Source organism: Bacillus sp. 7894-2, from assembly GCF_002272225.1.
In the GTDB taxonomy this organism is placed as follows: Bacteria; Bacillota; Bacilli; order Bacillales; family Cytobacillaceae; genus Cytobacillus.
Genome location: NZ_NPDG01000151.1, coordinates 1 through 11,807, shown reverse-complemented (window position 1 = coordinate 11,807; position 11,807 = coordinate 1). Strand labels below are relative to the sequence as shown.

13 protein-coding genes are annotated in these 11,807 nt (G+C 45.3%); all 13 read right to left on the bottom strand.

Annotated features, from left to right (window positions below; translation table 11 throughout):
* Positions 1-250: 250 nt before the first annotated feature.
* Positions 251-1,750, bottom strand: a complete 1,500-nt coding sequence (gene lysS / locus CHI10_RS20935; protein WP_095246079.1) for a lysine--tRNA ligase — start codon at positions 1,748-1,750, stop codon at positions 251-253.
* Between the two features lie 201 nt (positions 1,751-1,951).
* Positions 1,952-2,953: a tRNA dihydrouridine synthase DusB gene (gene dusB / locus CHI10_RS20930; protein WP_095246077.1), complete on the bottom strand. Its 1,002-nt coding sequence runs from the start codon at positions 2,951-2,953 to the stop codon at positions 1,952-1,954.
* A gap of 37 nt (positions 2,954-2,990) precedes the next feature.
* On the bottom strand, positions 2,991-3,206 hold the full coding sequence (locus tag CHI10_RS20925) for a helix-turn-helix domain-containing protein (protein WP_095246076.1): 216 nt from the start codon (positions 3,204-3,206) through the stop codon (positions 2,991-2,993).
* Positions 3,158-3,685 carry a 2-amino-4-hydroxy-6-hydroxymethyldihydropteridine diphosphokinase gene (folK, locus tag CHI10_RS20920; RefSeq protein WP_095246075.1) on the bottom strand — a complete coding sequence of 176 codons (528 nt, stop codon included), beginning with the start codon at positions 3,683-3,685 and terminating at the stop codon, positions 3,158-3,160. The genes CHI10_RS20925 and folK overlap by 49 nt, the downstream gene beginning before the upstream one ends.
* Complete coding sequence (gene folB / locus CHI10_RS20915; RefSeq protein ID WP_053433218.1) at positions 3,682-4,044, bottom strand: dihydroneopterin aldolase; 363 nt, start codon at positions 4,042-4,044, stop codon at positions 3,682-3,684. Before folB ends, folK begins: the two co-directional genes overlap by 4 nt.
* Positions 4,037-4,873, bottom strand: coding sequence for a dihydropteroate synthase (gene folP, locus CHI10_RS20910; RefSeq protein WP_095246074.1), 837 nt, complete (start codon positions 4,871-4,873; stop codon positions 4,037-4,039). The genes folB and folP overlap by 8 nt, the downstream gene beginning before the upstream one ends.
* Before the next feature lie 11 nt (positions 4,874-4,884).
* Positions 4,885-5,742: an aminodeoxychorismate lyase gene (pabC, locus tag CHI10_RS20905; RefSeq protein WP_095246073.1), complete on the bottom strand. Its 858-nt coding sequence runs from the start codon at positions 5,740-5,742 to the stop codon at positions 4,885-4,887.
* Between the two features lie 3 nt (positions 5,743-5,745).
* A complete protein-coding gene (pabA, locus tag CHI10_RS20900) occupies positions 5,746-6,339 on the bottom strand; it encodes an aminodeoxychorismate/anthranilate synthase component II (RefSeq protein ID WP_095246072.1) in 594 nt (197 codons plus the stop codon).
* Entirely contained in the window at positions 6,336-7,751 is a 1,416-nt protein-coding gene (gene pabB, locus CHI10_RS20895; RefSeq protein WP_095246071.1) for an aminodeoxychorismate synthase, component I, read from the bottom strand. The genes pabA and pabB overlap by 4 nt, the downstream gene beginning before the upstream one ends.
* Before the next feature lie 113 nt (positions 7,752-7,864).
* Positions 7,865-8,794: a cysteine synthase A gene (cysK, locus tag CHI10_RS20890; protein ID WP_095246070.1), complete on the bottom strand. Its 930-nt coding sequence runs from the start codon at positions 8,792-8,794 to the stop codon at positions 7,865-7,867.
* 195 nt (positions 8,795-8,989) lie between these two features.
* Positions 8,990-9,856 carry a peptidyl-prolyl cis-trans isomerase gene (locus CHI10_RS20885; protein WP_095246069.1) on the bottom strand — a complete coding sequence of 289 codons (867 nt, stop codon included), beginning with the start codon at positions 9,854-9,856 and terminating at the stop codon, positions 8,990-8,992.
* A gap of 142 nt (positions 9,857-9,998) precedes the next feature.
* Positions 9,999-10,877 carry an Hsp33 family molecular chaperone HslO gene (gene hslO, locus CHI10_RS20880; RefSeq protein WP_095246068.1) on the bottom strand — a complete coding sequence of 293 codons (879 nt, stop codon included), beginning with the start codon at positions 10,875-10,877 and terminating at the stop codon, positions 9,999-10,001.
* Between the two features lie 53 nt (positions 10,878-10,930).
* Positions 10,931-11,710: a type III pantothenate kinase gene (locus CHI10_RS20875; protein WP_179289095.1), complete on the bottom strand. Its 780-nt coding sequence runs from the start codon at positions 11,708-11,710 to the stop codon at positions 10,931-10,933.
* Between the last annotated feature and the right edge of the window lie 97 nt (positions 11,711-11,807).

Below are 11,807 nucleotides of genomic sequence, written 5' to 3'. Positions count from 1 at the left end.
CTTATCAGATTCAACTATCTGAGTCAATAACTTTTTTTAAAATCTTTTTTGTAAGTCGCTGTCTTGCAGCAACGAATATAAATATATCACCTCACAGGACAACATGCAATATGTTTTTATCACTTTTATTCGCAAAAGAGAAAGAAAAAATATTCCCATTATTCTGCCCCGGAAAATGCATGATTAATATCCTTTCAATAAAACAAAAAAGACAGAGCACGCATTGTACTCTGCCTTATTTTATAGAGTGTTAACGATGACGCATTAACGGGAATAACAGTACATCTCTAATAGAAGGTGAATTTGTCAGCAGCATGACAACACGATCAATTCCGATGCCAAGTCCGCCCGTTGGCGGCATGCCGTATTCAAGAGCTTCAATAAAGTCATCATCCATCATATGAGCTTCATCGTTGCCCTCTTCACGTTCTTTCAGCTGTGCTTCAAAGCGCTCGCGCTGATCAATCGGATCATTCAGCTCAGTGAAGGCATTCGCATGTTCACGGGCTACAATGAATAGTTCAAAACGATCAGTAAAGCGCGGGTCTTCGTCATTTTTCTTCGCAAGCGGCGAAATTTCTACAGGATGACCAAAGATGAATGTCGGCTGAATTAATTTCTCTTCAACCTTCTGCTCGAAGAATTCATTAACAATATGACCATATTCCATATTGTCTTTGATTTCAACACCATGTTCTTTCGCAAGCTGCTGGGCTTCTTCCTTACTTGTTTCTTTCCAGAAGTCTACCCCTGTGTATTCCTTAATGGCATCTACCATATGAAGCCTTTTCCATTCAGGCTTCAGATCCACTTCGTACTCGCCGTATTGCACAGTAGTTGTTCCAAGCACTTCCTGGGCGATATGGGCAATAAGGTTTTCAGTCAGGCTCATGATATCTCTATAGTCAGCATATGCTTCGTATAATTCAATCATAGTGAATTCAGGATTGTGACGTGTAGATACACCTTCATTACGGAATACGCGGCCAATTTCATATACCTTTTCTAGGCCGCCCACAATCAGACGCTTCAGATGAAGCTCAATCGCGATACGCATATAGAGTTCCATATCCAGTGCGTTATGATGAGTGATAAATGGACGTGCTGATGCACCCCCTGCAATGGAATGCATCATAGGTGTTTCAACTTCCAGGTAGCCATTGCTGTCAAGGTAGCGGCGCATGGATTGGATAATGCGACTTCTCGTGACGAAAGTTTTTTTGCTTTCCTCACTCATAATGAGATCCAGGTAACGCTGGCGGTAGCGCTGCTCAACGTCCTTAAGCCCGTGGAACTTATCCGGCAGCGGACGCAGTGATTTTGTCAGGAGGACAAATTCCTCTGCTTTTACAGACAGTTCGCCTACTTTTGTTTTAAAGAGCTTGCCGCTGATCCCGACAATATCTCCCAGGTCTGCAGTTTCGAAGATGGAGTAGCTTTCTTCTCCAACAGCATCTTTGCGGACATAGATTTGGATTTGCCCTGATAAGTCCTGTACATGAGCGAATCCGGCTTTCCCTTTTCCGCGCTTCGTCATGATACGGCCTGCCAGTGTAACAGAAACATCCTTTTCCTCAATTTCTTCCTTCTCAAGCTCACCGTACTGCTCAATTAATTCATTGCTTTGGTGTGAACGGTCGAAACGTTTCCCGAAAGGATCCATTCCCTGTTCGCGCAAGCTGTTCATTTTATCGCGTCTTACTTTCAACTGGTCATTTAATTCTTCATGACTCTGGCTCACTGAAATCATCTCCATTTTGTAAATCTTTTTATGTACGCACAATTCGGCGGTCGTTCAAAAATGTATATCTCTATTATTTTACACAAAGCGGGTAAATCAGACATCCTAAATAGTTAAATAGAATAAAAACTGCCAGTTCATGCACTGGCAGCTTCCATTTATCAAAAGTATTATAGGCAAAGAATGACAGCCTGTCAAACTTTACGCAGCTTATACAGCCTGTATCTGGCTTCTTTCTTTTTCTTCTGCATCAAGGACAAGAGCGTTAAGAACACTCACCAATTCTTTTCTTGTATTGGATTCATTAATTCCATTGCGGACCTTCGCATTGCCGCGGATTCCTTTCAGGTACCATGCAGCATGCTTTCGCATTTCGAGTACAGCGATATGTTCACCCTTCAATGAAATCAGACGGTCCAGATGGAGGATGCACACATCCATTTTCTCGCGTACAGAAGGCTCACCCATTAATTCGCCAGTCTCAAGGTATTTAACTGTACGGTAAATCATCCATGGATTCCCCAGGGCAGCCCGTCCGATCATGACACCGTCACAGCCTGTTTCATCCAGCATGCGCTTGGCATCCTGAGGTGTTTCCACATCACCATTTCCGATAAGCGGAATGTTAATGTTCTGCTTTACTTCGCGGATAATATCCCAGTTCGCTTGTCCTTCATACATCTGGACACGCGTACGGCCGTGAAGGGCTACAGCTTTGCCCCCTGCGCGTTCAACCGCCTGGGCGTTTTTAACAGCGTAGATGTGATCTTCATCCCAGCCCATCCGCATTTTTACGGTAACCGGCTTTTCAACAGCGGCTGTTACAGCAGAAACCATTTCATAAATTTTATCCGGGTCAAGCAGCCACTTGGCACCCGCATCACATTTGGTGATTTTAGGGACAGGGCAGCCCATGTTAATGTCGATGATATCCGCATTCGTATTTTGATCTACAAATTTCGCCGCTTCTACAAGCGTTTCTTTTTTGCCTCCGAAGATCTGCAGGCTTAGCGGCTTTTCTCTTTCATCAATATAAAGCATGTCCATCGTTTTTTCGTTCTGGAGGACAATGCCTTTGTCGCTGACCATCTCCGCACATACAAGACCGGCACCGAATTCTTTCACAGTCAGACGGAAAGCGGAATTACATACTCCGGCCATTGGAGCCAGTACCACACGGTTTTTCAGCTCGATATCACCTATTTTGAACATAATTGCACCTCCCTCTGTCATTATTCTCACTTATATATTAATCCTGCTCCTGTATGGGAGCCAATTCTTCCTGTGTCACTTTAAGCGCCAGAGCGATCTGCTCGATTAAAGCCGGTGCAGGCATGCGGTTTCCTCTTTCAATTTCACCTAAAATTGAAACCGATACACCCAGCTCTCTTGCAAATCCTTCTTGCGTAAATCCTTTTAGCTTTCGAAAAGCGCGAATACGTCTTCCCCATTTTTCTGCTTCCATATCCGTACTCCCTCTCTGTCAGGTATATCTTCCAGTATTGAAATTAAAGGCCGCTCCATCTTCGGAAGCCTGATGCTGGAATCAACCTCTAAAAGAGGAACAAGGACAAACGCTCTTTCATGCATCCGAGGATGAGGAACTATTAGCTTCTCTGTTTCAATATTTTCGTGACTATACAGCAAAATGTCAAGGTCTATTGTCCGCGGGCCCCAATGGATTTCCCTTTTTCTCCCAAGCTGTAATTCGATATCAAGGCATGCATCCAGCAATTCAAAAGGATTTAAGCCGGTAGAAATTTGGATTGCCATATTCAAAAATTGTTCTTGATCTTCATAACCGACCGGATCTGTTTCATAAACAGATGAAGTATTTACCACTTGGGTTTCCGGAAGCTGATTAATCCTCTCAACTGCTTTCTTCAAGTGGTTAAACCGGCTTCCGATATTTGAGCCGAGCGCAATAAAGGCGGTGTTCCTCATGATCTGCCTCTCGTAATCTCGACCGCTACTGATTGATAGTGGCCGGGAATAGGCGGATCAGGCTTGATGACTTTTACCGTCAGCTGCAGAATCAGCGGGAAACGGGAAAGCAGTTCTGCTGCCAGTTTTTCTGCGACAGCTTCAACCAGCTTATAGGGCTTCCCTTCCACCACCTCTTTGCACACTGCATACAGCTCACCATAGTTAATGGAGTCATCAAGATTATCCGTTTCCCCCGCCTTTTTCAGGTCTGCTTCGACAGTAAGGTCTACAGCAAAGCGCTGGCCAAGCCGTGTTTCTTCCGGGAAAACACCATGGTAGCCGTAAAACTCCATTCGGTTCACATAAATTTTATCCATTGTAATCACCTTTTCCCATTAAAGCGTCCATCATTTTAGCCATTCGGCTCATTTCCTTTACATCATGAATGCGGATCATCTGGCAGCCCTTTTGGATGCCGAAGCACACCGTTGCTCCCGTTCCTTCTGTCCGCTCCTCAACCGGAAGGTCCAGAATGGTTCCGATCATCCGCTTCTTCGATGTGCCTAGCAGCACAGGATACCCGATAGCCACAAGCTTGTCCAAATCCCTCATCATTTCCATGTTATAGTTCAAGTCCTTGGCAAAGCCGATGCCCGGGTCAAGGATAATATTCTCGTCTTTAACACCTGCAGACTTTACAAGCGCTATGCTTTCGTACAGGTCATTCATGACATCACGGAAAAAGGATGTGTATTCCATATCCTTGCGGTTATGCATTAGTATGATCGGCGCCCCTGTTTCTGCTGCAGCTGCCGCCATTTCAGGATCGGCTTTGGCTCCCCACACATCATTGATAATGTTGGCCCCGGCTTCAATGGCCTGCCTGGCGACTTCCGCTTTATAGGTATCAATGGATATCGGAACATCCACTTCCTTTGAAATTGCCTCGATAACAGGAAGAACACGTCTCAGCTCTTCGTCTGCAGGCACCGGATCAAATCCCGGACGGGTTGACTCGCCGCCGACATCGATGATATCTGCTCCGTTTTCAACCATTTCAAGAGCATGCTTGACTGCCAGATCCTGCTGACTGTATTTGCCCCCATCCGAAAAGGAGTCAGGCGTTGCATTCAAAATTCCCATCACAATGGTTTTCTTCCCGTAATCAAGCGTATATGGCCCACACTGAATTGTTTTTTTAGACATTCTGAATCCTCCTACAGTTCATTCCTGCTCCATAAGTGTTCACAGCGGTTTTCATAGTGCATCTGGAGCTCCGATGTTTTCTTCCCGGATACCCCAGGCATAGAATGGCCGTCAAACGAGGAAATTGGCACAATTTCCTGGATGGAATTCGTGACAAAAACTTCATCCGCATCCCTTACAGCTTCCGGTCTGTACAGGCCTTCCTGCACATTCATCTCCAGCTTTTCGGCAAGCCTGATCACAAATTTCCGGGTAATGCCGTTTAGTATGCCGGTTTGAAGAGACGGGGTAAATAACTGGCCATCACGAATCCAGAATAAATTCGAAGTGACCCCTTCTGCCAGGTAGCCATCCCTGGTCAGAAAGATCCCTTCTATGCCTGGATCGTCCCCCGCTTCCTTTTTAGCCAGAATGTTATTTAAATAATGGTGGGACTTCAAACGTTCGGCCCCTTCAGGTGTATTGCGGGGAATCTCCAGCATCACTGCCTGCTTTTCTGCGCTTGCATTTCTTGGCGGAAGCGGTTTGCAGAAAATAATCGTATTCGGGTTTTTGTACGAATCTGTCTGCAGGCCAATCTCGCCGTTACCCGCTGACACATTCATCCGGATATAGGCATTATAGTATCCGTTTTTTCCAAGCAGCATTTCAAGCATCTCGAGCACTTGTTCCCTTGTGTAGCCAGCTTCTATATTTATGGCTTTAAGGCTTTGGTTCAGCCTCTCCAGATGATCGTCCAATAAAAAGGGATGCCCATTATAGACACGGAACGTCTCAAACAGCCCCATTCCATATAAAAAGCCATGATCAAAAGGAGAGATTCTGGCCTCTTCTTTCCTGACAACTTCCCCATTCATATAAATATACAATGTTTACAGCCCCTCTGCCTGCAGTGCGGCTTTGTAATGCTGAATAAAATTCTGAAGGAGTTCCTTTCCGGCCGCAGTCATAATCGACTCAGGGTGGAATTGGACACCTTCTACAGGCAGTTCCTTATGGCGAATGGCCATAATTTCTCCCTCAGCTGTCCATGCAGACACCTCAAGACAGTCCGGAAGTGTTTCCTTTTTGACAATCAGCGAATGGTAGCGGGTAGCAGGAAAAGGGTTGGGCAGGTCTTTAAATATGGTTTTTCCATCATGAAAAATGTCAGAGGTTTTACCATGCATCAGACGCTCCGCCTGCACCACATCGCCCCCGAATACTTGAGCAATCGACTGATGTCCCAGACAAACGCCAAAGACAGGGATTTTGCCTGCAAAAGCTTCAATGGCTTTCAGGCTGATGCCTGCTTCATTCGGGCTGCACGGCCCCGGAGAGATCATCAGGAACTTCGGCTGCATACTGCCTATTTCAGAAATCGATGTTTCATCGTTTCTTTTGACAACCAGCTCTTCGCCTAATTCACCGAGATACTGCACGAGATTATACGTAAAAGAATCATAATTATCGATCATATAAATCATAGCTGATCCCCTTTTGCCTGTTCTGCGAGTTCTTTTGCTTTCCAAAGAGCAATCGCCTTCTTCAGCGACTCTTTATATTCATTTTTCGGATTGGAGTCAATGACGATGCCTGCACCTGCCTGCACATGAGCCTGTCCATCTTTCACGAGCATAGTGCGGATGATGATATTCAGCTCCAGATCACCGCTGAAATTGATCCAGCCAAGAGAGCCGGTGTATGGTCCCCTTGTGACCGGTTCAAGCTCTTCAATGATTTCCATGGTGCGCACTTTAGGGGCACCTGTAATCGTTCCCCCGGGAAATACAGCGTCAATGATATCAACCGCATTCTTCCCGTCAGCAAGCTCCCCTTTTACATTTGAAACGATATGCATTACATGTGAGTATTTTTCAATAACCATGAACTCATCCACTTCAACTGTTCCATATTCGCAGACTCTTCCCAGGTCATTTCTCTCCAGGTCAACCAGCATTACGTGCTCTGCACGCTCTTTCTCATTTTCAATCAGTTCACTGGCGAGCTCGAGGTCCTCCTCATGATCCTTCCCGCGGGATCTTGTTCCGGCAATCGGCCGCGTGCTGACGGTGTTTCCTTTTTTCTTAATCAGCAGCTCCGGTGATGCGCTCACAAGCTGGTATGCAGGTGTGTGAAAATATCCCATGTATGGAGAAGGATTTAACACTCTCAGCTGTTCGTATACATCCATAGCCTCAGTATGCATAGGGCGGCTTTGTCGTACCGATAGATTCACCTGAAAGACATCTCCCTGTGAAATATATTCCTGAACACTCCGGACAGCAGACTGGAATTCTTCTTCGTCCATGGATACTCCAAGTGTTTGTTCTGCCTGACAGCATCCCCCTGCCTCAGAAGGCTTTCCGCTCTCATTCTTCCATTTCTGCTCCCAATTCTCTGCCCGTTCCCCGATCGAGTGCTCTTCCTCTTTTTCATATAAGAATAGAAGCCAGAGCTGTTCTGTTTCATGATCAAAGACAAAGCAATCTTTATAAATAAAAAAGTGGATATCAGGTATTTGCAGATCATCCCGGGCTTCATCCGGAAGCTTCTCGATATATCGCGCGTAGTCATAGCTGATGAATCCGATGGCACCTCCCTGAAAGTCAGGAAGTTCTTCAAGCTTATCTGCTTTATATTGATTCAGCCATTCCTGCATCAGGTGAAGGGGGTTGCCTTCGAGCACCTGCTTTTCTCCGTTTGCATTGATTTCAAGCTGTGAATTTTTGCCTGTTAAAATGGCTTCCGGCTCAAAAGCTGCAATACTGTACCTGCCTCCCCGTCCGCTTTCCAGTAAAACATGATAGGGCAATCCCTCCGACAGCGAGCGGTATGTGCGGAAAAACCGGTTATATGTATATGGTATTTTTTTTGCATGAATCTGAAGATGCTTCACTAAAAGTCACCCCTATATAGTTCTCTATTTTTCATCATACATGATACAGGGCATGCTTTCATAATTTTTATTAAACAAAAAACAGCGGCCATCAGAGACCGCTGTCCTATCAATTATTCCGCTTCAAATTGGTATAAAGGAGTACTTAAATAACGTTCGCCATTACTTGGAAGAATGGCCAGAACTTTTTTGCCCTTGCCAAGCTCTTTAGCGACCTTCAGTGCCGCACTGATCGCCGCACCGGAGGAAATTCCTCCAAGGATACCTTCTTCCTTGGCCGCACGGCGGGCATAATCAAATGCCTCATCGTTCGTAATCTGGATTACTTCATCATAAACCTTTGTATCCAGTGTATCCGGCACAAATCCCGCTCCAATGCCCTGGATTTTATGCGGTCCTGGTTTTCCGCCTGATAGGACAGGTGAATCAGTTGGCTCCACTGCGTAAATTTTGATGTTTTTATATTTTTCTTTAAGCACCTGGCCGGCTCCTGTAATGGTTCCGCCTGTTCCGATTCCGGAAATGAAGGCATCCAGCTGGTCACCCATTTGCTCTGCAATTTCAGGTCCTGTTGTTAAACGGTGAATTTCAGGGTTCGCAGGATTCTCAAACTGCTGTGGCACGAAATAGCCATGTTCCTTAGCCAGCTCCTGCGCCTTGCGGATCGCACCGTTCATTCCTTCCGGTCCAGGTGTGAGGACAAGGTCAGCTCCGTATGCACGCAGCAGGTTGCGGCGCTCCATACTCATTGTCTCCGGCATCACAAGAACGGCTTTATAGCCTTTGGCTGCGGCAATCATCGCTAATCCGATTCCTGTATTTCCGCTTGTCGGTTCAATGATGGTATCACCTGGTTTAAGACTTCCATCTTTCTCTGCAGCCGTGATCATTGCCAGGGCAATACGGTCTTTTACGCTGCTCCCCGGATTCATGTATTCCAATTTCAGATAAACATCTGCGCTATTATCATCAACTAGACGGTTTAGTTTCACAATTGGCGTATGGCCAACAAGATCTGCAATTGAATTTGCTACACGTACCATTTTCCCCACTCCTTATTTCCGACTATTTTTATTGGTTTAATCTAAATTTACCAATTTCCAATGGGAATGTCAATGAATTTGACTGCTATTTAAAAGAAAATTCATACTTTTGTCATTATAGATAAATACCCATCTCTATTCATGATACTCAATTTAGGCAGAAAAAAACACGGAATTCGCTCCGTGTTTTTATATTTACTTCTCACCGTAAAACCATTCCACATCCGTCTCTTTCCAAAACGGCTTGGCAGAGACAGGAACATCCATCTGCTCAAGTGCTATCTGGCGGCGAATCATGTTTTTCACCTCTTTAAAGGAATACTTTTCTCCCTTTAAATGCTCATGAAGCATGACAACAGCATAGCCATCTTCTGTTTTTACCGGCTTGGTCCATTTGCCGGGCTTCAGGTCTTTGACCTGTTCCAGGACTTCTGCCGGTATGTGCTCATCATCTTCACTGACATACCCTGCATTTCCCCCAAGGTTGGCAGTGAATTCATCAATGGACCGCTCCATCGCCAGCACAGAAAAGCTGGAGCCTTCTTCTAGCTCCTTCACTGTCTGCTCTGCTTCTTCTTTTGTTTTCACAATGATTTGAGAGATGTGATAGCTGTCAGGAACATGAAATTGGCTGCTGTTCTCTTCATAGTAGCTCTTCAATTCCTCTTCTGAGACAGAGACATCAGCCGTCAGCAGCTCTTCAAGAATAAGATTGTTCTTGATTTGCCTTCTCCATTTGTCTTCACTCATCTCATCGGTGAAATTGCCGCCGTACATCGTCTTGACCATTTTCAGCTCAAGATCTACTGCCTTATCAGAGATTTTCACCCCGTATTTTTTCCCGGCTTCCTCAATGACCTTTTGATCGATTAATTCGCTTAAGGTGGTTTTTCCGTACTTCGTTTCCATCTCACTCATCCATTCCTGGCGAGTGATTTTTTCTCCGCCGATTTCAGCTACTGCTTCCCCGCTCCCATCGCCTTTAAAAAGCAGAATGGCCAATGTGATAAGATTCAGCAACACTAAACCGCCAATGATCATTAAAAGCTGTCTCTTTTCCAAGTGCTCCTCCCCCTAAGAAAAGCGCAAGCACCTGTCCCTCCCCGACACTCGAGGCGGCAGGCACTGAAGCTGGACATTTCTTTAAGTTCAAAAAAACAAAAGCGTTTGGCCCCGGCCTCAGGACCGGCAAACGCTTATATTATCACTTTACTTCGTTTTTCAATTCTTCCAGTTCTTCTTTTGTGTAATGATATTTCTCGTTGCAGAAGTGGCAGGAAGCTTCAGCCTGGCCGTCTTCATCGATCATCTGCTGGATCTCGTCTTCACCGAGGCTGATAATCGCATTGGCAAAACGCTCTTTTGAACATGTGCAGGTGAAGGATACAGGAAGCTTTTCAAGGAACTTCACATTATCTTCGCCAAGAATCGTTTCCAATAGCTCTTCAGGCGTTAATCCCTGCTGAATCAATTTGGATACAGGCGGGATTTCTTTCAGTCTGTTTTCAATTAGAGTGATCGTCTCTTCATCCGTTCCCGGCATAAGCTGAAGAATGAATCCCCCAGCGGCAAGAATGGAATTGTCAGGGTTAACAAGGACACCCACCCCAACAGAAGAAGGAACCTGTTCAGAAGTAACAAAGTAATAGGTGAAGTCTTCCCCAAGTTCTCCCGAAATCAGCGGAACCTGTCCTGTGAAGTGTTCTCTCATGCCAATGTCCTTCACGACCGACAGGGTCCCTTCAGTGCCGACCGCGCGGCGAACGTCAAGCTTGCCCTGCTCATTAAGATCGAAGTGCGTCTGCGGGTTTGTTACATATCCGCGCACCTCTCCATTTGCATTGCTGTCTACCAGAATGGCGCCAATTGGGCCGCCGCCTTCGATTTTGACCGTCAGTTTGTTATCGCCCTTCAGCATCGCACCCATCATCACGCCAGCCGTCATGGCTCTTCCTAAAGCAGCTGACGCGGTTGGCCATGTATAATGTCTGCGCTGGCCCTCCCCAACTGTATCGGTAGTGCGGGATGCATAGGCACGGACTTGTCCATCATATGCAAGTGCTTTTACTAAATAATCGCTCATTTTTTGCTCCTTTCGAGAGAAACTGCTTTAATGAAAGCAGCTTTTTAAGCTTGCTATTTCTTTATGTTTTCCATATTTCGTTTATAAATAATCTGCAGGCCCTTTAGTGTTAAAAATGGATCCACAACATCAATGATATCCGACTCTTGTGCGATGAGCCCCGCAAGGCCTCCCGTGGCAATGACAGTCGGCTTTTCATCTGCCTGATCTTTCATTCTTTTTACTATACCTTCAACCTGGCCGACGTAACCATAAAGAATTCCAGCCTGCATGGCAGATACGGTATTTTTTCCGACAATATGATCAGGTCGGGCAATTTCTATTCGCGGAAGCTTCGCTGCACGGGAATAAAGAGCCTCTGTTGAAATCCCGATTCCCGGGGCAATGGCGCCGCCCATATATTGTTTATTTTCATTGATATAGCAATAGGTAGTGGCTGTTCCAAAATCGACAATAACTAACGGGCTTCCGTATTCATGAATGGCAGCGACTGCGTTGACAATGCGGTCTGCACCCACTTCTTTCGGGTTATCATACTTGATGTTTAAACCTGTCTTGATGCCAGGACCTACAACAAGAGGCTTCACATGGAAATATTTCTGGCACATTCTTTCAAGCGAAAACATAATTGGCGGCACTACCGAGGAAATGATAATGCCATCTATATCTGAAAAGGAAAGATTCTCATTGTCAAACAGAGACTTTACAATCATTCCATATTCATCTTCTGTTTTATTCCGGTTGGTTTCAATTCGCCAATGATGCTTTAATTCATCTTGGTCATATACACCCAGAACGATATTCGTATTCCCTACGTCGAAAACAAAAATCAACATTCTCACCACTTTATGATTATTTAAATGAAGTATTATTTTTGGCTCTTTTTCAAAGATTATTGTTTTTTTGCCTATGAATTCAGCCCGTTGATCT